The sequence below is a fragment of the Bacillus sp. FSL M8-0166 genome, assembly GCF_038008825.1.
GTDB lineage: Bacteria > Bacillota > Bacilli > Bacillales > Bacillaceae > Bacillus > Bacillus safensis.
This window is the reverse complement of record NZ_JBBOZZ010000001.1, coordinates 1969184-1989437: the sequence shown is the minus strand read 5'-3', so window position 1 is coordinate 1989437 and position 20254 is coordinate 1969184. Positions and strand designations below refer to the sequence as shown.

Below are 20254 nucleotides of genomic sequence, written 5' to 3'. Positions count from 1 at the left end.
CATCTCCTCTTATCAATAGGGGAGATGACTGTTTTTTTTTTGCTAATCGGGTTTCTCTTTTTTTCTTTTTAGCTCATTCATGTAAAAGTCAAAGGCGTTATATAAATACCATACGATAAAAAGAAAGAAGATCACTTTAGTGAATATCGTTAAGTTGTTGAAAATAAAACATAGGCCAAGATAAGGGATGATCATAAATCCATTAAGAAAACCACCATGTTTTAAAAATGAAACTCAGCTCCTTGGAAATTGTAAACATTAACACCTTATCTATATATTACATTTTTTTCAGGGAAATAAAAAAGCCTTAGTAGAAGTTGAATGAACCTAACGACTACTATGGCTTAAGTTTTTTATTCCCCTAAATCCACATTATGATAAACCTGCTGCACATCTTCAAGCTCTTCTAATACATCGATCAGCTTTTCAAATTGTTCTTTAGATTCATCATCTAACGTCACTTCGTTTTGCGGGAGCATTGTGATTTCAGCGACAGTGAATTCTTGAGTGCCGGCTTGTTTGAATGATTCTTGAACTTGATGGAATTGATCTGGTTCAGCGTACACAATCACCGTTTCATCTTCTTCCATGATGTCACGTACATCAACGTCGGCTTCCATTAGAAGCTCAAGCGTTTCTTCTTCACTTTTTCCTTCGACACCGATGACAGCTGTTTGGTCAAACATGTAGGCAACAGAGCCGCTTACGCCCATGTTTCCACCGTTTTTCCCGAATGCCGCACGAACATCTGACGCTGTACGGTTCACGTTATTGGTGAGGGCATCAACGATCACCATTGATCCGTTTGGACCAAATCCTTCGTAGCGCAGTTCATCGAAATTCTCTTCCGCACCGCCTTTGGCTTTTTCAATGGCACGGTCCACAATGTGTTTTGGGACACTATATGTTTTTGCACGTTCTAGGACAAAACGAAGTGCTTGGTTTGATTCTGGGTTTGGCTCACCTTGTTTGGCAGCCACATAGATTTCACGCCCGAATTTTGCGTAAATACGACTTGTACTGGCATCCTTTGATGCTTTCTTTTCTTTAATGTTGTTCCACTTACGACCCATCTTATTCACTCTCTTTCACTTAGTAAATACACAGTATGAGGGTCCCCATGCTGCATGAAATCATTCTGTTTTCTATTATACATGAATCAGTCAAGAGGATAGAAGTTAGAGGGGCTGAAATGAAGAGAATTCTTAACGGATGTGTCCAAGCTGTTCAAGTGTTTCCTGTTTCCTGTGAGCCCGAGTCAGCTCGACGCATCTAATAATAAAGAAATAAGAGCCAATGATATAAAAAAATAACCCCATCATAAATGAGGTTATTTTGCAGGCTGGGGATAAGCGAGATCCTCAAGCAATTTGACATCATGCTGATGAAGTTGTTTGATCATTTCTTTTCGCACAGCGAGGGCGGCGTCGAAGTATTTTTCGTCTTCGACCATTCCCTTTACTGTGATTTCAATCCCGCGATTCAGCTTATTCAGACCCATAATTCCATGAACCTGAAAGGGTTCAATGGCGTTTTGGAATTCATCTTTTTTAAGAAAATCATGATGCATTTGATTTAAATTGTCACATGCTGATTCAAGTGCTTGGAAGGCGATATCAGGGTTTTGATTCGCACTAATTAATACAGATTCCGTAATCCGCATATATTGCATGTTATAGTTTTGGATTTGCCGGATATCCCCGTTAGAAATGGTTAACAGCTTGCCGCTCCATTCTCTAATTTGCAGAGAGCGGAGCCCAATCTCTTCAATGGTTCCATTAAAGAGGTTATTCACCGTCACATAATCCCCTTTATGAATCTGGCGTTCATAGATGAGAAAAATGCCTGCCAAAATATCACGAATCAGCGTCTGGGCGCCAAAACCGATGACGATCCCAGCAACACCAGCACCCGCAAGGATTTTCCCAAAGTCATGAAAAAAGAGAGAAATGACATAGAGCACAAAACAAATCGAAGCGGTGTACTGCGTGACCGATTTGACCAAGCTCTCGATCGTTTTCTTCTTTTTGTCCTCTATAAACTCAGTTCGTTTAAAGAAAATTTGAAGGGCTTTGTTAATCATAAAGACAGCAAGCCAAAGAACCAGTCCAACAAGGAGAATTTCAATGTATTTGTTTTTGACCACTGTCAGAAATGTATCGTCCATCTATCGGTTACCCCCTGGCTGTACGAGAAGTAAAATCAACATCTTGATAATAGCTGTTTTTCACTAGAACATTCGGACCGAGGCACTGCACGCTTGGGCAATGACAATTCAGTTCTTTTGCTAATTTCGTGTCCATCCACCGTGTATAGGCTGATTGCAATGTATCAGTTGCAATGTTTCCAAGCGGCGGTGTATCGCCAAAGTCTGTCACAATAATATTCCCATCAAAAATATTCACATTCAACCGTGAGCGTCCATCAGGGTCATTTCGTACCGTGATATTTTTCTCCTGGCGCAATCGGTTGAGGAGACGCTGGTCTTCTTCATCTGTACTGCATGAATAAAATGGCAGGGTGCCAAACAGCATCCATGTGTTTTGATCACGAATATCAAGCAGCTGATGAATCGCATCCCGCATTTGCGGAAGCGTCAATGATTCAAGGGCGCTGGCGAAATCACTTGGATACATCGGGTGAACTTCGTGGCGCTGGCATTTCATTTCCTCGACGATTTGCCGGTGGATGTGTTCGATATATGGAAGCGTGCGTTTATTCAGCATGGTTTCAGCGGATACGGTTACGCCCGCTTTGACAAGTGCTTGACTATTTTCAATCATGCGGTTAAATAATTTCTCGCGCTGCTCAAAGGTTGGTTTTCGATCCATCATGGCAAAACCGACTGTTGCAAACTCTTCGACAGTGCCCCAGTTATGTGAAATGTGAAGGACATCTAAGTATGGAATAATTTCTTCATATCGCGCCAAATCAAGGGTTAAATTTGAATTGATTTGTGTACGGACACCGCGTTCATGGGCATACTTTAATAAAGGAACGACATATTCCCGTACAGATTTAAGAGAAAGCATCGGCTCTCCGCCTGTAATACTGATGGAGCGCAGAAGCGGAACTTCATCTAAACGGCGAAGCAGTAAATCAATCGGCAGTGCATTCGGGTCTTTAGGCTGCAAGGTATAGCCGACCGCACAATGCTCGCATCTCATGTTACACAACGTTGTTGTCGTAAATTCAATATTTGTCAGCTTCATTTCTCCGTAATCCTGCACATCGAGATAGGCTTCCCAAGGGTCGTATGCAGGTGTGATCGGACGAAGTGCTGTTTTTTGGTTCATGGTATCTATCTCCTTTTCATTCAGGCAAACGTGGACCCGCCAACAGTTAATTTTAAGCCTCATCACGGTTATACGCAAGGGGGACGCAATTGATTTACAAGGGAAAAAAAGATAAGCTAAAAACAAAAGCTAAAGGGAGTGTATCGATGGGCAAGGCAGCAGACAGCAAAGAGCAGCAGGTTGATTATTTAAAGAACCGATTAGATATGTTTATGAATGTGATTGATTCATTAGATCCCGAATCAACAGACGTTGAGGATATAGACAGACTGATCCAGATGATTGACGACCTGGAAGCGAAATATGAACGGTTTAAAAACGATTGGAAAGAAGAATAGCTCGCGCGATGCGGGCTTTTTTCTTTAAATTGGCAGGTGAATCGGTGTATGAGTCTCGGTCTTATTCTGCACAATAGAAGAAAAACCGGGAAGTGACGTAAATGAAAAAATACATGCTGATCTGTTTATGTGCGCTTTTTGTTTCCATGCCTCTTTCAGAAGCAGGAGCCGTGTCTAATAAGCCCATCCACTGGGGATTTGCGAAAAGTAAAGAGCACAGGCCGCCGGATGCGGGCAAAGAATTGACGGCACTCTTAAAAAAGTATGATGCCTTCTACTTAGGAAACACGAAAAAGAAAGAGATTTATTTTACCTTCGACAATGGCTATGAAAATGGGTACACACCCAAGATCTTAGACGTGCTGAAAAAACATCAAGTACCAGGCACCTTTTTTGTGACAGGTCATTTTGTAAAGGACCAGCCGGGGCTTGTCAAACGTATGGCAGAGGAAGGTCATATCATTGGCAACCATTCTTATCACCATCCTGATTTAACAACAAAGAGTACAAAAGAAATCAAAGAAGAATTGGACCGTGTCAATGAAGCTGTGTACAAAATCACAGGGAAACAAGATAACCTCTATCTTCGTCCGCCGCGCGGTGTGTTCAGTGAACGGGTATTAAATGAAACAAAACAGCTCGGCTACCAAACTGTTTTCTGGTCAGTGGCGTTTGTGGACTGGCACATCCATCATCAAAAAGGAAAACAGTATGCATACGATCAAATGATGAAGCAGGCACACCCAGGTGCCATTTACTTACTTCATACCGTCTCAAGAGACAATGCAGAAGCGCTGGATGATGCCATCACTGCTCTGAAAAAACAAGGATATTCCTTTAAAAGTCTAGACGATCTCATGCTTGAAAAAGTATGGCATCTGCCTCAGCTATAGAAAGAAGCCTGCAGAAGACCTGCAGGCTTTTTGATTATCCTTCTCTGATTTTACGCTGAAACAAAAGAGGGTGATGACGTGAAAAAGAGTCAAACATTATTTAAAAATCCTAAACCACCCTTTATGTTTAAACCACAAAAGCATACCCGAGACGAGCAGACCCATGAAAATCAGCACGCCAAAATAGCCGTATTTCCAATGTAATTCAGGCATGTTGTCAAAGTTCATTCCGTACACCCCAACAATAAAGGTCAGTGGAATAAAAATGGTCGACACAATGGTCAATGTCATCATAATGGCATTCATCCGGTTGGAATTCAGCGTCTGATAGCTGTCTCGTAAATCGGCTGTCATGTCACGGTTTGACTCGACGATCTCGGTTAGTTTCAAAAGGTGATCATAAATATCATTAAAATAAGCATGGCGGTTTGGATCGCTTTTCATCATATTCGTGTTCACAATACGATATAAAAGGTCCCTCATTGGGATAATCGTTCTTCGCAGTTTGAGCAAATCTGATCGAATCCCAAATACTTCGTTCATTAACGTGCCATACGTTTTATGCCCTTCTTCATCCTCAATTTCATTCAGCCTGTCTTCAATTTGATAAATAATAGGGAAATAATCATCAACAAGCTCATCAATCAGCATGTAGGCAATATGCTCAGGTCCGCTGTTTCTCGCTTTATCAGAGCCTTTGAGCTTTCGAATCACACGTTCAACGTACGGCGCTTCTTTCAAATGAAAGGTCACGATATAGTTTTCACCAACAAACAGATCGACTTCCTCAGAACGAAGCGTTTTTTGATTAAGGGCATGCAGCACGAAAAATAAATACCCTTCATAAAAATCAAGCTTGGGCCGCTGTAAATAATGGAAGCAATCTTCAATCGCAAGCGGATGGAATTGAAAATATTCCTTTAAAAGCGCTGCTTCCTTTTCCGTTGGCGCATAAAAATCAATCCAATACCAGGCGATATCGGGGCTTGAAAGCTGCTGCAATGTTGCATGTTCAATCAAGTCGCCGTTTTTTGTCACTGCAAGTTTTCTCAGCATGTGCACCCCTCCAGACTTGCATTATATCATGAAGCAGCGCCGGTGAACTTATACGTTTTCTTCATAAAAAAAGCCGATCTCATTTTTGAGATCGGTTCAATGTGCGTGTATGATTGATGGATAAAACCGAGAATTAAGGACGGTGGAACGTAACGAATTTATCTTGGCGGTCAAACCAGCCTCTAAACGCCCAGTTATCCCAGCCGCCATCGCCGTTATTTTTAAATGTACCGCTTTCGAATACCCAAATACCGTAAACAACATTACCAAGATTAGCAGTAGCGAAAGTTTTTACACCGTTAAAACGGTCTTCGTAGTTTTGGCTTAGGTTAAAAACCATGACGTTATATCTGCCGCCAGCAGCGTAGAATGTGCTTTCCATGACGCTTTTAACGAATCCAGAACGGTTTGCATTTGCGTTTACTGCGTTTACAATGGCATTGGCAATCCCAAGAACATCAAAGTTTACGTTAACATTAGGGCTAGCCGTAGTGCCAGCTTTACCTTCAGCAGCTTTGTTTAAGACAGTTTGCTGAAGTGTAGTAGAAACAGGTGCTGAAGTTTTTGGCTCAGCAGCGTCAGCGAATACTGGCAGTGTCGAAGAAACAGCAGTGGCAAGGGCAACAGAAAGAATGGTTTTTTTCATTGGTCGGATCTCCTTTGTTTTTAAATTTTGGGTCTTCTTTTTCGTAAAATGTGAAACTAAGTGAAGCCGGTCATCAATGAGGTAAAAATGTTCCTGCAAGATAAAACAAATGATTGCCTAATCCGCTAATTTCTTTGTTCACCTCCTTGATATGTCATAATTATACAAATGTTTTCAGAATGGAAGATATCACCCAGAGGTTCTATTTCTAATTTAAGGAAAATGAGCCTAAAATGTTGAAGGATGCTGTCGAATTTTAGCTGAATTCGACTAAAAACTTTCGTCTATCCAAAAGGAGAATGTCCACAAATAAGGAAGATATAACTGATAAATTCTTGTACTCTTTATGTTTAAAAGTATTCAATCTAGAGAATCATTCATGCAAAATGAAACAATCACATCTGCGTATGTTTGCAGAAAGGAAGAGGACATGTATGTGGGAAAAACAGCTGGTGGTAGAGCCGCCGTATCATTTCGATCAAGTGCTTAGACGCTTATCAAGTGATCCATTAAAAGCAGTCGATTTGAGTCAAAGAGAAATCAAAGTGCCAATCAGATTAGAGGAAAAACCGTACGTGGTCATCGTTCAAGCTACTGGAACAAAAGATGCGCCTCTGTTCCGGGTGCGAGCAAACGGTCCTGAGGAACCCCTTCTTTCTGAGGTGAAACGGATATTTGGCATGGAGCATCAATTACACATGATTCAAGACCATTTTTCTCAAACCAATCTAGCGCCCATTTTTGAGCAGCATATCGGAACGCCACTCATGCTGGATTTTCATTTATATCATTGTTTAATGAAATGCATCATTCATCAGCAGCTTAATCTCTCGTTTGCTTACGAGCTCACGAAACGATTTGTCCATACGTACGGCGAGCAAATAGAAGGTGTATGGTTTGATCCTTTACCAGAAACCATTGCTTCTCTTGAAACAGAGGATTTGAGAAAGCTTCAATTTAGTCAGCGAAAAGCAGAATATGTCATCGATGTATCGAAACGAATTGTGAGCGGCTCACTTTGTTTGGAGGAATTACACGATTTATCTGATCTGGAGGTAGAAGAGCGATTGCTTCCGATTAGAGGGATTGGACCTTGGACGGTTCAAAATGTGCTCATGAATGGGCTTGGAAGACCAAATCTTTTTCCGGTGGCAGATATCGGCATTCAAAACGCAATCAAACGGCACTTCGACCTGCCTGAAAAGCCGACAAAAGAAGAGATGACAGCGCTAAGCAAGGAATGGATACCATATTTAAGCTACGCTTCTTTATATTTATGGAGAAGCATTGAGACAGATAAATAAATGAAAGGCATTTTCTCTCTTTGTCTAAGACGTGATATACTAATGAGATGGAATAAAATGAAGACAACCTATCAAGGGTTTAAATAGAACGGAGAGAATAAATTGAAAGAAAAACAGCAAGGTGCCCTTTTGCAAAAGGGACAGCAGTTCCCGCTTACCATTAAACGCCTTGGCATTAATGGGGAAGGGGTCGGTTATTTTAAAAAGCAAGTGGTCTTTGTCCCAGGCGCGCTTCCAGGTGAGGAAGTGGTGGTTGAAGCAACGAATGTCCAAGCAAAATATGCAGAAGGTACAGTGAGAAAAGTGCGAAAGCGCTCCGAGCATCGAGTCAAACCGCCATGCCCAGTATACGAAGAGTGCGGCGGCTGTCAGCTTCAGCATTTGGCGTATGAGCAGCAGCTAAATGAAAAGCGTGATATTGTCATTCAATCAATGGAGCGCCATACAAAGCTATCGGTTGAAAAGCTTGATATTAGGCCAACGATTGGTATGGAAGACCCGTGGCATTACCGAAACAAAAGTCAGTTCCAAGTAGGACGTTCTCACAGCGGAGACATCATTGCAGGGCTTTACGGACTGAATTCTCATAAGCTTGTACCGATCAAGGAATGTATCGTGCAGCATCCAAAAACGAACAAAACAACGGGCGTTGTCCGCAAAATTTTAGAGAAATTCGGCGTATCTGTCTACAATGAACGGACAAGAAAAGGCGACGTACGCTCGATTGTCGTGCGTGTCGGCTTTGAAACAGGTGAAGTACAAGTCGTTCTTGTCACATCAAAACCTGAATTTCCAAAGAAAAAAGAAATCGCCGAAGCCATTCAAAAACGTCTGCCTGAAGTGACGTCCATTATGCACAATATTAATGGTGAAAAAACGTCGGTCATCTTCGGTCATAAGACATCTCACCTAGCTGGCAACATGGTCATTCAAGAATTTTTAGGAGACGTCTCCTTTGAACTGAGTGCACGTGCTTTCTTCCAATTGAATCCCAAGCAGACGCTAAAGCTTTACGATGAAGCGAAAAAAGCGGCCAAACTGACTGGAAAAGAAAAGGTTGTCGATGCATATTGCGGCGTTGGGACCATTGGGATGTGGCTTTCAGATGGCGCCAAAGAAGTACGAGGAATGGATGTCATCAAAGAATCGATTGATGATGCTAAGAAAAATGCCAAAAAACACGGCATGAAAAACGCGACCTATGTGACAGGAACAGCTGAACATTGGCTGCCAAAATGGGTCAAAGAAGGCTTCCGTCCTGACGTCATCGTCGTCGATCCGCCAAGAACAGGCTGCGAGCGCACCTTCTTAGACACCGTCAAACAAGTCAAACCAAAACGCTTTGTCTACGTCTCTTGCAACCCATCCACACTAGCAAAAGACATTGAGTACATGTCAAAAGACTACAAAATCGAATACATGCAGCCAGTCGATATGTTTCCGCATACGGCGCATGTGGAGACAGTTGTATCAATGGTAAGAGTGTAAAAAGTGAAGTGAATAAGACAGTCCGTGATTTGAATACTGGTGTCTAGCTGGTAGGATGATCACGGATTTTTTATATACTGATCCATAGGTGTCGATCAGAGTAAACCATATGAATGAGGTATAGGAGGATGGAAATGAGTCAATTCGAGATTCTAACAAAATACATACCAATGCTTCAGGAGGATCGTATAGGAGAATGGGTGATCGATCAAGAAAATGATGGAACAGCTGAACGCCCAATCCAGATGCCCTTTGTGAATTATTCCGAAACGGTCCAACGCTTTATCGAAGATGTCTATACCTTTGCAGAACAACATCAAGAGCTGGAGCTTACCCGCTACAGAGAAATCCTCAAAGAAAATGGCATTGAAGGTGGATTGAACGATATCGAGAATGTGGACATTTCAAATTTAAATGTGCAGTGTGTACTTGCACTCATCATGGGAGTGGTGAGAGCTGAGCGGTTTTGCGAGGGTGCCATATTCAATTCTTTTAAAAGTGGAACCATGTTGAAGTGTCTTGAAAGATTGGATTGTTTGGAGTAAGAGAGGCTAAGTTTTGAAGTGGAAGAAAATGAGAGTACGCAGATTAAGAGAGCTTTAAAAACATATAATACAGAATACGATATAGGTTCAAGTAACGTTGAAGTTTTTGATTTCATGATTATGAAAAATTGTTTTCCTATTCTAAAATTATCTATTGGATAAATGTTGGTTAATTGATATATAGTTGACATATATAGGAGACTAAGTTACTATCTTATTGTTTGAATTAAAAGTATTAGATTACTAAAAAGGAATGTATAAGTAATAATGAAAAAATTCGTTTTGCTTCTCTTTTTATCTTTGGTCGTGATTTATGTGAGTTTTTTAATTGTCAATCCAAAAAGTAGTGAAATTCAAGAATGGGAAAAAGAACAGCAAATACCGAATTTAACAAAAAAGCAAATAGAAAGTTGGGGGTATAAATCATTAAATATTAAGCATGAAAAAGTTTATAAAAGACGGATCAAAATAGCAATTATAGACTCTGGAATTGATAAATCTCATCAAGAATTAAAAGGTATAGTAACTAAAGAATTCAATGCTATCAAACCTAATGAAAGCATTGTGGATGATACTGGTCATGGAACTGGGGTAGCAGGCATTATCGGAGCAAAAAATAATGGAACAGGAATTAGAGGAGTAGTAGGATCTAACAGATTGGAGATATATTCAATTAAAGCTTTTGAAAAAGGTACTAGTAATATAGAAGTAATAGAGAGAGCATTGAGATGGGCTATAGATCAAAATGTAGATATTATTAATTTTAGTGCAGGTACATCAAAGGCTAGCGTTGAATTAGAAAACTTAATTATTGAAGCTGTAAACAAAAAAATAATAATTATTTCAGCAGCTGGAAATAGTTTTAATAATCACATTCAATTCCCAGCTAATCAGCCTAATGTAATTTCTGTTGGGGCAGTGAATCATGAATATAATCAAGTTTCAGGTACAACTATTAAAAACGTCGATATTGTAGGTCCAGGTCTGGATATTTTGACTACATTTCCAAAAAATAGATTTGGTTTTTTAAGTCATACTTCATCTGCAACTGCTTTTGTAACAGGAATAGTTTCAAACTTATTATCTCAAAATTCAAATCATTATAAGATGAAACACGATGAAATCTTAAATATTCTAGAGGAAAACTCTAAAGTTATCAAATTAAGCAATGGATCAAAATACTATTTTGTTCAAGAAAGTTATAGATAATAGCAGGGAGAAAAGTACATATGAAAAAAATGTTAATTAAAATAATAATAGTGTCCTTAATACTTAGTCTTCATGTACCTCTAACAAACGCTGAGCAATTAACTGATAGTGAGTCATTGGAATTAGTAAAAAAGAAATTGGTTAATGAATTGGAGGATTCAGGTTTAGAAGATGTCGAAGTTAATATGTTAACCCCTATGGAAGTACAAACTAAAAATTTAGAAAGAGATTTGGAAGACATATATGAGGAGAAATTTGAAGGAGTCCTTAAAAAACCATTTGATGAATTAGTTAGTCAAAATCAAGAAGAATTAGATATAGATAAGGAGTATTTAAAGAAAAAAGAAAAAGAAATGTCTAAAATTTCAGAAGAAGATTTTGAAGAGTTAGAAGAATTAATATTTAGTGAAGAAGAAGAAGAAGAAGATCTGAAAAGTATTGAAGAAATGAAAGAACAATTGGATTTTGAGCAAGAAGATAAAAAAGATAGTCTTATTGATAGCAGTGACGTCATAGTTCAAATAAAAGGGAAAAATGAATCTAATGAAGAATTTGTTTTAGGCTTTGGGTTCGAAATTGGGGACAATGTAATAAATATTTCTTCAGAAACTGATAATGGTAAGTTAACAGAGTATGAAATTAAATTAGATACTCTATTAGAGGATTCATTTAGTGCAACTATGAAAAACCTAGAAACAAATGAAAAAGTAGATGTTGAATTAAATGATGAGGAATTTAAAACATCTGTTTTTTGGATTCCTGCTTTAGGAGCAGTAGTAACTGTAAGTATGCTTGAAGCTTTAGCTATAAGTGTCGGACTTGCTACACTGATATATTTTGCTGCTCAAGGTTTATTATCACTTAAATCTGGAGCGTTATGGGTAGCTGGAAAGGTAGCTAATAACAATACAAAAAATAAAAGATATGTTCATTATGAAGCCATGAGAACATCAAATTCAATAGGTTTATGGGTGGGACCTGGTAGATCTAAGAAGAAGGCAATTTCTCGTTTGAAACGCCATTTAGATACTTGGAGTATCGGATCAGTAAATGCACGACTTATTGCAAAAGGGGCCTCTCCCACAGGGCGATATAGATATAATAAGGCACATAAGCCGCCTAAAGCTTCTAAAGGAAAACGTACATTCACACATTATCATCCTTATGAATTAAAATCTCATGCATTTTACGGAAGTGGTAAAGTTTGGTGAAAAATGAGGTGATCAAATGAAAAGTAAAACAAATTTAACTGAGGCTTATCCTCCTATGAAAATAGAAGAAATTGATAAAATTTTATTATATGAACTTGATGCAATAAAAATTGAAAAAGAAGATGAACGTATAAAATTCATTTTACAAGATCCCTATTGTCCTGATAAAAGTCATATTCACAGTGTGTATGTCATTTATAAGAAGTCTATACTCAATTTACTTGAAGGTAGGATTCGTTCTATTCATAGTCATGAATTCATGAGTGCTAAGAAAAAAGATCGAACGATTTCTAAAGAAGATATAGAATATGTATTAGAGATGGCTACAGTTGTGGTTCCTGCAAGTGAAAATAATGGAGTATTGACGAATTATTTTTATAGTGGAGATGGAGAAAGGTTAGATAGTATTTTTAATATATGCTTAGGTTATTCAACAGATTTACAAAAAAAAGAGCATAAAGTAAGTTTACAACGATTTATGAATGATATAAAGATTGTTGAACAGATGGGACTGTTAGAAAAACTTTAATCGATAATAGATGTAAATTTACAAAGTAACTCAAATTGTGTACATGGAATCAGAATCAAAAAATTAGCAAAACCTAGATTTTAAGAAATCTAGGTTTTTTTGCGTAACAGCAGTTATTTCATGGTGACTGAATGCTTAATAGATGATGAATGCGAAGTTGGAGTCTACATTCTTCAACTTAATCTAATGATAATACGATTGAATATTAAATTCTCCTATTGACTTTCCCCTTTACTGAAAGGTTTATACTTTGATCAGATCAACAGAACGGAGGAGATGCAGGATGTTCAAAATCGGTGATTTTTCTATGTTAAGTAAAGTCCCTGTCAAAACTTTAAGGTATTATGACCAAATTGATTTATTAAAGCCTAAGCAGATCGATCAAGATTCGGGATATCGGTATTATTCAGCTGAGCAGCTGCTTGAGGTCAATCGAATTTTTCTGTATAAGGAATTGGGCTTTACGTTAAAGCAAATGGGTCAGCTTCTTCGTGAAGATATTTCGGTAGAGCAGATTCAGGGCATGTTTCTCTTGAAAGAGAGTGAGATTCAGCAATTGATCGAGAGAGAACAACAGAAATTAGCCCGTATTAAGGAGCGGATGCACCTCATCAAACGAGAGGGGTGTGTTGAAAAAGAACAAGAGGTCATCATCAAATCGGTTGAAAGCAAACGCATCATGTCTTTTCAATCCCATGGAACTGTTGACGAAATTCCAACATTCTTTCAAACGTTTCATCATTTGTTACATAAACATCCGCAAGAATTGAACTCTGAGCCGCAAATTGTGCTGTGGAGGGAATCACCTGCTCAAGAAAGTGAGTTCGAATTTGAGGTTGGGTATACCGCGAAAACGTTAAGAGGCTCTCTGCCTAAGGGCATCACGATACGTACGTTACCGGCTGAAGAAACCATGGCGACGCTCTTATTTCATTCAGATTCTCCATTCGCACAAACTGCTTGTGTTGACCTAGCGACATGGATCGAAAATAACGGATACCGCGTGAAAGAAGATCAGCCGGGCAGAGAGATTTATTACCCATTGTCTGAAAATGAAGAAGGAAGACTCATTGAAATTCAAATTCCTATAAAAAATGAAGTCAAATCGTAAACATTGCCCAAAGGAGAAACGTCACGATGAAAAATAAAGCCGTTGTCTATTTACTTGCTTTAGCAGCCTTTTTAATTGGAACGATTGAATATATCATTACAGGCATTATCCAGATGGTCGCAGATGATTTACAGGTCACGACGTCAGCTGCTGGTTTATTGGTCACATCATTAGCGCTCTCAGCAGCAATCGGCGCACCGATTGTCATTGCACTAACCATCAATATCGATCGCAGAAAAATATTATCATGGATGCTGATCATTTTTACTTTAAGTAATATCATCACAAGTGTCAGCCATTCGTTTGAAATGGTGCTGATGACAAGGGTTTTACAAGGAATTAGTGGAGGGACGGCCATTGTAGTGGCAATGGCTGTGGCCACACGTCTTGTCGAACGAGAAAAAAGAGGAACAGCGATTGGCATCATTTTAATGGGATTAAGCAGTTCCTTGGTTTTAGGTGTGCCCATCGGGACATTTCTAAGCAGCATGATCGGATGGAAAGCATTATTCGCAGCCATTGGCTTGATCACGCTCATTCCGCTGATAGTTGTGTATAGGCGCATCCCTTCTATGAAAGAACAAGAACCGGTGACGCTAGGTATGCAATTATCGATATTAAAAGATAAAAGAATTTTGCTTGCGGTGGCAGTTACACTCTTTTATGTAGGCGGATATTCCACTTTATTTACCTATTTAACGCCCTTCCTGCAAGAATCAGCAAACCTTAGCATCACAGAAATCAGTGGCATTTTATTACTAGCGGGAATATGCAGCTTTTTGGGCTCCAGCCTTGGAGGGGTTGCAGCAGATAAAAAAGGCCCAACATTCACGATTATCTCCGGAATTATTCTACAAATCATCATGCTTATGCTGCTAGCATTTGTGACAGGGAATCTCGTGGTCATGGTGGCGGTTATCATGATATGGATGATTGCTACATGGAGCACATCGCCAGCTCAGCAGCTGTATCTCGTCACACTTGTACCCAAATCTCCTGATATCGCATTAAGTGTCAATACATCATTTATTCAATTCGGATTTGCTTTAGGCTCGGGTTTAGGAGGGCTTGTATTGAGCAGGACATCTATATTGAATCTGAGCTGGATCAGCGCTGGAACGGTTCTTCTCGCTTTACTCATGACCATCTTGATGGTGGCGTTTGACAGAATCTCTCAGCAGAAGAGTTTGAAGGTGATGGAGCAAGGAAGGTAACATATTCAGTTTTTTATTGTGGGAACTACTTATCTCAGGTAGTTCCTTTTTGATTTGAAGAATGCACCAGTTGAGGGAGTTTATTTGCTACAATAGGAGTGAATATCCAAAGGTTTTTAAGGGTTAATAACAAATTACTCCAAAAATGAAAGCCGAAAAAGTACTACTAGACAGGAGAGAATACATAATGCCTGAGGAGATCATCAATCGGAAAGGCGCTCGAAAAGGGAGTGACATTCCTCATGACGTCTTGATCCTTTTGAATCAAGGGGAGATAGAGAGTGTAAATTTAACTGAATGGCTGGCGGTCAATCATATGACGCTATTACAGCATGTCCTGCCGTCCCTTGGCTTAGACGATCATTTGGACTATGTTTCATCTGAAGTTGCCAAACATAAATCTGAGTCAGGCATGAAAGCAATTCGTCTCATAGGTCATTTGTTAGATGAAGTGCTGCAGGAAGAAAATGAGGAAAAACGAGTGGAAGTCATACAGGCGTGCAGTCGTCACATATCTGATAGCGTTCGCTGCTGGGCTGCTTATATGAACAAGCAGCGTTCATCCTCTTTGGAAGAGAAACTAGCGTACATTCAGCCATTTGCAGCTGATCATCATTTTGGTGTTCGCGAAATTGCTTGGATGTCAGTGAGAGAAAGTTTAAGTGATCAGCTCGATCAAAGTATAGAATATTTAACAGAATGGGCAAAAAGCGAGGATGAAAATATTCGCCGGTTCTCTGTAGAGTCGATCCGTCCAAGAGGTGTATGGACAAAGCATATTGAGTTATTAAAACAGGAACCAGAGAGGGCACTGCCTATTCTAGATCACCTCAAATCTGATCCATCAACATATGTTCAAGATTCTGTAGGAAACTGGCTGAATGACGCTAGTAAAACACAGCCGAATTGGGTAAGAAACCTGTGTGAACAGTGGTCAAAGGATTCTGATACAAAAGCGACTAGCAGAATTGTTAAAAAAGCCAAGAGAACGATTGTGAAGGGGAATTTGTGAAAAAGAACATGAACTTAATTTCCTTTTTTGAGGGATTTTTATCTAAATGATTCAGGAGAAATTCTTAGAGATTTGCAGGTTTATTATTCAGAAGTACTATTCTTCAGAATGGTACAAATTTCGTTTTGTTTGAGTCAAATATTGCTTTTGTAATACATAATTCAATAGAGCATATTAATTCTTCTGACTAACACTAGAAATAATATCTATCTATAAAGAAAACAATATACAGAGAGAGTGAGTAGTACCATTGATGAATCAAGATACTTTTGCTGAATGGTTGAGAACTTATGCAAATATAAAACCATACTCTATTGGAAGATACTCTAAAGCGATCGGCACAATATCCTCAGAATTAGAAGACTATGGATTACAGAGTATGAATTTATTTACTTTAACTGATGCTGCCTTTATTGATGAAATTCTTAGTAATTCTGAGTTTAAAAAGAAAAATGAAAAAGGACACAGGATGTATAGTGTAGCTTTAAAGCATTTAAAAAAATACATTGAGTATTATTATGATTCTGAGTTACAGGCAGAGCTGTTCAAAGAGGAGCTGCAGTTTGAAAAGTACCTAATAGGAAATCCTGCTGATGTCAGCAGAGCTGATATTGAGGATAAACCAAATGATAAGCCTAAACATAGGTTAGTGAAAAATAGAAAGGTATGGAGTAGAAATCCTAAATATGCAGTTGGGGCTGTAGCTGATGCACATTATTTATGTGAGTTTGATAATCAGCATAAGCACTTTATTTCTAAGTTTAATGGAGAGAATTATGTAGAGGCTCACCATTTGATACCAATGCAATATCAGGATCAATTTGATCACAGTTTAGACATCCATGCTAATATTGTTTCAATTTGTTTAGTCTGTCATAAGAAAATCCATTATGGACGATTTGAGGACAAGAAAGAAATATTAGATAAACTATTTCACAGTAGGAGAGAGAGACTTCTTAAAGGTGGAATTGATATAGAAATTTCACAGCTATACACGTATTATCAGGATTGAGAAAATCTAAGGGAATTATGGCTGGCTTAAGATTACTACCCAAATTAGGATGCTAATTGAGTATTTAGGACAAATTGATTATAGCCTAAGTAAAATCACTCAAAATGTCATTTTAAAGAATGAATTTCAATAGCTCTGCACAAAATAATCCTTTACATAATCCATCATCATCATGTAAGATATGGAGAAATTAAAAGCGAAGAAAAGGACATGAGCCATTTTTACTGGTTACCAGAGAGGGAAGTCACGCTGAAATCTTCCTAACACAGGAAAATTGTCTTACCACCTTTGAGCTGTATTGGGGAAATCATAGTATCCAATATCGTCAATGCCACGTTACGGCACCAGAGCCATAAAGCGAATACGCGTTATGGGAATTTGGGTGGAACCACTGATCACACATTCGTCCCTCTATGAGGGATGGGTGTGTTTTTTTGTACACTCATATATGATCATTGCTTTGAAAAGGACATGAGCAGCTTTTACGGTTACCAGAGAGGGAAGTCACGCTGAAATCTTCCTAACGCAGAAATGCTGTCTTACCACCTTTGAGCTGTATTGGGGAAAACATAGTATCCAATACCGTCAATGCCACGTTACGGCACCAGAGCCATAAAGCGAATACGCATTATGGGAATTTGGGTGGAACCACGGATCACACATTCGTCCCTTTACGCGGGATGGGTGTGTTTTTTTATTTCAAAAAATATGAAAGGTGTGTCAATCATGAGAGAAAACATGGTGAAGATTCAATTTCCGGATGGAAAGATAAAGGAGTTTCTCGCAGGTACGACTGTCGCAGATGTTGCCTCCCATATTAGTCCGAGCTTAAGAAAAAAAGCAGTGGCAGGTAGGATCAATGATCAAATGGTTGATTTAAGTGAACAGCTATACAGCGATGCTCGGCTGTCTATTGTCACACTTGATTCAAAAGAAGGGCTTGAAGTGATGCGCCATACATCTGCACACGTATTAGCCCAGGCTGTGAAAAGGTTATATGACAATGTCACACTGGGGATCGGACCTGTCATTGAAAATGGATTTTACTATGATATGAAGCTCAATCAAACATTAAGTGTAGAGGATTTGTCAGAAATTGAAAAAGAGATGAAAAACATCATAAAAGAGAATCATCTGATCCAAAGAAAAGAGGTCTCTTACAAAGAAGCTGAAGCGCTGTTTGCACATGATCCATATAAGCTGGATATTTTAAAAAATTTACCCTCTCAAGAAGCCATCACGGTTTATCAGCAAGGAGAATTTATCGACTTGTGCCGCGGACCGCATGTACCTTCTACAGGGTACTTAAAGTCATTTAAATTAACACGGGTTGCAGGGGCTTATTGGCGGGGAGACAGTCATCAGGATGTCTTGCAGCGAGTGTATGGTGTTGCGTTTCAACACCCAAAACATCTAGCTGATTATCTTCATTTCATGGAAGAAGCAAATAAACGTGATCATCGGAAATTAGGGAAACAGTTATCTCTCTTTATGTTTTCAGAAGAAGCGCCAGGTATGCCGTTTTATTTACCAAAAGGTCAAATTGTCAGAAATGAATTAATGGCTTTTTCAAGAGAAGTGCGAGGCAAAGCGCAATATGAAGAAGTGAGTACACCGTTTATGATGAACCAAGAGCTTTGGGAAAAGTCAGGGCACTGGGATCATTATCATGAAAATATGTATTTCTCAGAAGTAGACCATACAAGCTTTGCTTTAAAACCGATGAACTGTCCAGGGCATATGCTCATGTTCAAAAACAGCTTAGATTCATACAGAGACCTTCCGATCAGAATGGCTGAGTTTGGTCAGGTGCATCGTCATGAATTTAGCGGAGCGTTAAATGGATTGTTCAGGGTCAGAACATTTTGCCAAGATGATGCCCATATTTTTTTAAGAGAAGATCAAATTGAAGCTGAAATCAAACGGATTTTTCAATTAGTTGATCATGTGTATCGGACATTTGGGTTTGAGTATTCAGTCGAGCTATCCACTCGTCCAGAAAAAGCCTTAGGGGATGACGCCATTTGGGATATATCCGAAACAGCGCTAAAAAATGTGCTTGATCGTCTCAATGTCGACTATCAGCTAAATGAAGGAGATGGGGCATTTTATGGTCCGAAAATCGATTTTCATATCAAAGATGCCTTGCAGCGGAGCCATCAGTGCGCCACAATTCAGCTGGATTTCCAAATGCCTGAGAAATTTGATTTAACATATATTAACGAAAAAAATGAAAAGGTACGGCCAGTTGTGATTCACAGTGCCATTTTTGGTTCTCTAGATCGTTTCCTTGGCATTCTCATCGAGCATTTTGCGGGCGCTTTCCCATTATGGCTAGCACCAGTACAAGTACAAATCATCCCTGTCTCAACTGTCCACCTTGATCACTGCTTAGAGGTGCAGCAGCAATTAAGAAGTATCGGAATAAGAGCCACAATCGATGAGCGGGATGAAAAACTTGGCTATAAAATGAGAGAAGCACAAATGCAAAAAATCCCTTATATCGCGGTCATCGGCGATAAAGAAATGCAGGAAAAATCACTAAATATCAGACAGCACGGAGAAAAGACGTCAAAGGAGCTGTCTATTGAGGACTTTAAACACTTGGCAGCTCAGCAAATAAAAGACAGATTGGCTGCTCAAATATGATGTGCTGATTTTATGAAGAAGGATAAGACGTTCATTGAATGATGGGCGTCTTTTCATTTGCGAAAAGAGCCGAATTGACAGTAGAAAGGGAAAATATTGAAACATTTTTTCTGTAAAATCGTAATAAAGATAGAGCGTTCAACAGAAACATTTATAACGGAGAGGAGTATTACATGGAACAAGCTGCACTGAAAAAGATGAGGACAAAACAAATAGCTGTCTCTAATTTAATAGCCGTTATCTTAATCATTGCTTTTTATATGATGATTCAAATTGTTGAAATTCGATTTACACATTTCTTTCTTTGTTTAGGAATTTTAATGCTCCTTCAAAGCATTTATGGTTTTATTAAAAAAGGATCAACAAAGTCCTTCATTCCAATTTACGAGCAGATAGCAATTTATGAAAGAGAAAAATTAGGGGAAGAGTGGGAGAAGGAACAGAGGACGGATAATGTTTGGAAACTGATAATGAGCGGGCTTATGTTTTTTCAGTCATTTAGTTTCCAAAATGTATCGAACCCATTCTTTGATATCCAACCAATGTTTCTACTTTTCTTATTGATTATGGCTCTAGCTCTTATTAATATAAGCATGCTTTTTCGCTTTAGAAAAATCGACCGATCGACTGAAGGCGAATTAACAGGATATACAAAAGAGTCAAATATAATGGCAATAGCTTTAGGATTCTTAACTGTAATCATCCTCTTCATCTTTATCGTCATTTTTCTTCTCCCATAAA

The 20254-nt window shown here is 38.9% G+C and carries 19 protein-coding genes and 1 other annotated feature; of the genes, 14 read left to right on the top strand and 5 right to left on the bottom strand.

Going from position 1 to position 20254, the window contains the following annotated elements; all coding sequences use genetic code 11:
- Nucleotides 1-353: 353 nt before the first annotated feature.
- The 3 genes from NSS92_RS10525 to yfkAB form a co-directional block, all read right to left on the bottom strand.
- Nucleotides 354-1073, bottom strand: a complete 720-nt coding sequence (locus NSS92_RS10525) for a YebC/PmpR family DNA-binding transcriptional regulator (RefSeq protein ID WP_340867759.1) — start codon at nt 1071-1073, stop codon at nt 354-356.
- Between the two features lie 257 nt (nt 1074-1330).
- Entirely contained in the window at nt 1331-2167 is an 837-nt protein-coding gene (locus NSS92_RS10520) for a mechanosensitive ion channel family protein (protein WP_340867757.1), read from the bottom strand.
- A 7-nt stretch (nt 2168-2174) separates the two neighbouring features.
- On the bottom strand, nt 2175-3296 hold the full coding sequence (yfkAB, locus tag NSS92_RS10515) for a radical SAM/CxCxxxxC motif protein YfkAB (protein WP_340867755.1): 1122 nt from the start codon (nt 3294-3296) through the stop codon (nt 2175-2177).
- 146 nt (nt 3297-3442) lie between these two features.
- Between yfkAB and NSS92_RS10510 the strand changes: the two genes are divergently transcribed.
- Together NSS92_RS10510 and pdaA are read left to right on the top strand one after the other, a co-directional pair.
- Nucleotides 3443-3634: an SE1561 family protein gene (locus NSS92_RS10510; protein WP_012009274.1), complete on the top strand. Its 192-nt coding sequence runs from the start codon at nt 3443-3445 to the stop codon at nt 3632-3634.
- 101 nt (nt 3635-3735) lie between these two features.
- The gene (gene pdaA, locus NSS92_RS10505) at nt 3736-4527 is read left to right on the top strand and encodes a delta-lactam-biosynthetic de-N-acetylase (protein ID WP_340867753.1); all 792 of its coding nucleotides are present in this window, start codon (nt 3736-3738) and stop codon (nt 4525-4527) included.
- 96 nt (nt 4528-4623) lie between these two features.
- Here the strand turns inward: pdaA and corA are convergent, their stop codons facing one another.
- A complete protein-coding gene (gene corA, locus NSS92_RS10500; protein ID WP_340867751.1) occupies nt 4624-5583 on the bottom strand; it encodes a magnesium/cobalt transporter CorA in 960 nt (319 codons plus the stop codon).
- Nucleotides 5584-5716: 133 nt separating this feature from the next.
- Nucleotides 5717-6229, bottom strand: a complete 513-nt coding sequence (locus NSS92_RS10495; protein ID WP_111291933.1) for a stress protein — start codon at nt 6227-6229, stop codon at nt 5717-5719.
- Nucleotides 6230-6663: 434 nt separating this feature from the next.
- On the opposite strand from NSS92_RS10495, the gene NSS92_RS10490 reads away from it, so the two are divergent.
- The 12 genes from NSS92_RS10490 (at nt 6664) to NSS92_RS10435 (ending at nt 20253) form a co-directional block, all read left to right on the top strand.
- Nucleotides 6664-7533, top strand: a complete 870-nt coding sequence (locus NSS92_RS10490; RefSeq protein ID WP_340867747.1) for a DNA-3-methyladenine glycosylase family protein — start codon at nt 6664-6666, stop codon at nt 7531-7533.
- 102 nt (nt 7534-7635) lie between these two features.
- Nucleotides 7636-9021, top strand: coding sequence for a 23S rRNA (uracil(1939)-C(5))-methyltransferase RlmD (gene rlmD / locus NSS92_RS10485; RefSeq protein ID WP_340867745.1), 1386 nt, complete (start codon nt 7636-7638; stop codon nt 9019-9021).
- Between the two features lie 134 nt (nt 9022-9155).
- Entirely contained in the window at nt 9156-9566 is a 411-nt protein-coding gene (locus NSS92_RS10480) for a DUF6508 domain-containing protein (RefSeq protein ID WP_340867743.1), read from the top strand.
- A 267-nt stretch (nt 9567-9833) separates the two neighbouring features.
- Entirely contained in the window at nt 9834-10775 is a 942-nt protein-coding gene (locus NSS92_RS10475) for a S8 family peptidase (protein ID WP_340867741.1), read from the top strand.
- Between the two features lie 20 nt (nt 10776-10795).
- Nucleotides 10796-11986: a hypothetical protein gene (locus NSS92_RS10470; protein ID WP_340867739.1), complete on the top strand. Its 1191-nt coding sequence runs from the start codon at nt 10796-10798 to the stop codon at nt 11984-11986.
- Between the two features lie 16 nt (nt 11987-12002).
- Entirely contained in the window at nt 12003-12515 is a 513-nt protein-coding gene (locus NSS92_RS10465) for a hypothetical protein (protein WP_340867737.1), read from the top strand.
- A 283-nt stretch (nt 12516-12798) separates the two neighbouring features.
- The gene (locus NSS92_RS10460; RefSeq protein ID WP_340867734.1) at nt 12799-13626 is read left to right on the top strand and encodes a MerR family transcriptional regulator; all 828 of its coding nucleotides are present in this window, start codon (nt 12799-12801) and stop codon (nt 13624-13626) included.
- 26 nt (nt 13627-13652) lie between these two features.
- Nucleotides 13653-14840, top strand: coding sequence for an MFS transporter (locus tag NSS92_RS10455; RefSeq protein ID WP_340867732.1), 1188 nt, complete (start codon nt 13653-13655; stop codon nt 14838-14840).
- Nucleotides 14841-15027: 187 nt separating this feature from the next.
- Entirely contained in the window at nt 15028-15852 is an 825-nt protein-coding gene (locus NSS92_RS10450) for a DNA alkylation repair protein (protein WP_340867729.1), read from the top strand.
- Nucleotides 15853-16105: 253 nt separating this feature from the next.
- Nucleotides 16106-16864 (top strand): HNH endonuclease, encoded by a 759-nt coding sequence (locus tag NSS92_RS10445; protein ID WP_267588006.1) that lies wholly within the window; start codon nt 16106-16108, stop codon nt 16862-16864.
- A 451-nt stretch (nt 16865-17315) separates the two neighbouring features.
- Nucleotides 17316-17538: a binding site (T-box leader), on the top strand.
- A gap of 52 nt (nt 17539-17590) precedes the next feature.
- Entirely contained in the window at nt 17591-19513 is a 1923-nt protein-coding gene (gene thrS, locus NSS92_RS10440; protein WP_340867726.1) for a threonine--tRNA ligase, read from the top strand.
- A gap of 173 nt (nt 19514-19686) precedes the next feature.
- Entirely contained in the window at nt 19687-20253 is a 567-nt protein-coding gene (locus NSS92_RS10435; RefSeq protein WP_340867724.1) for a hypothetical protein, read from the top strand.
- The last annotated feature ends 1 nt before the right edge of the window (nt 20254 follow it).

Bases quoted from the DNA above. Each gene is read 5' to 3' on its own strand.
- NSS92_RS10525 (WP_340867759.1), bottom strand. From the start codon at position 1,073: ATGGGTCGTAAGTGGAACAACATTAAAGAAAAGAAAGCATCAAAGGAT.
- NSS92_RS10520 (WP_340867757.1), bottom strand. From the start codon at position 2,167: ATGGACGATACATTTCTGACAGTGGTCAAAAACAAATACATTGAAATT.
- yfkAB (WP_340867755.1), bottom strand. From the start codon at position 3,296: ATGAACCAAAAAACAGCACTTCGTCCGATCACACCTGCATACGACCCT.
- NSS92_RS10510 (WP_012009274.1), top strand. From the start codon at position 3,443: ATGGGCAAGGCAGCAGACAGCAAAGAGCAGCAGGTTGATTATTTAAAG.
- pdaA (WP_340867753.1), top strand. From the start codon at position 3,736: ATGAAAAAATACATGCTGATCTGTTTATGTGCGCTTTTTGTTTCCATG.
- corA (WP_340867751.1), bottom strand. From the start codon at position 5,583: ATGCTGAGAAAACTTGCAGTGACAAAAAACGGCGACTTGATTGAACAT.
- NSS92_RS10495 (WP_111291933.1), bottom strand. From the start codon at position 6,229: ATGAAAAAAACCATTCTTTCTGTTGCCCTTGCCACTGCTGTTTCTTCG.
- NSS92_RS10490 (WP_340867747.1), top strand. From the start codon at position 6,664: ATGTGGGAAAAACAGCTGGTGGTAGAGCCGCCGTATCATTTCGATCAA.
- NSS92_RS10480 (WP_340867743.1), top strand. From the start codon at position 9,156: ATGAGTCAATTCGAGATTCTAACAAAATACATACCAATGCTTCAGGAG.
- NSS92_RS10475 (WP_340867741.1), top strand. From the start codon at position 9,834: ATGAAAAAATTCGTTTTGCTTCTCTTTTTATCTTTGGTCGTGATTTAT.
- NSS92_RS10470 (WP_340867739.1), top strand. From the start codon at position 10,796: ATGAAAAAAATGTTAATTAAAATAATAATAGTGTCCTTAATACTTAGT.
- NSS92_RS10465 (WP_340867737.1), top strand. From the start codon at position 12,003: ATGAAAAGTAAAACAAATTTAACTGAGGCTTATCCTCCTATGAAAATA.
- NSS92_RS10460 (WP_340867734.1), top strand. From the start codon at position 12,799: ATGTTCAAAATCGGTGATTTTTCTATGTTAAGTAAAGTCCCTGTCAAA.
- NSS92_RS10455 (WP_340867732.1), top strand. From the start codon at position 13,653: ATGAAAAATAAAGCCGTTGTCTATTTACTTGCTTTAGCAGCCTTTTTA.
- NSS92_RS10450 (WP_340867729.1), top strand. From the start codon at position 15,028: ATGCCTGAGGAGATCATCAATCGGAAAGGCGCTCGAAAAGGGAGTGAC.
- NSS92_RS10445 (WP_267588006.1), top strand. From the start codon at position 16,106: ATGAATCAAGATACTTTTGCTGAATGGTTGAGAACTTATGCAAATATA.
- thrS (WP_340867726.1), top strand. From the start codon at position 17,591: ATGAGAGAAAACATGGTGAAGATTCAATTTCCGGATGGAAAGATAAAG.
- NSS92_RS10435 (WP_340867724.1), top strand. From the start codon at position 19,687: ATGGAACAAGCTGCACTGAAAAAGATGAGGACAAAACAAATAGCTGTC.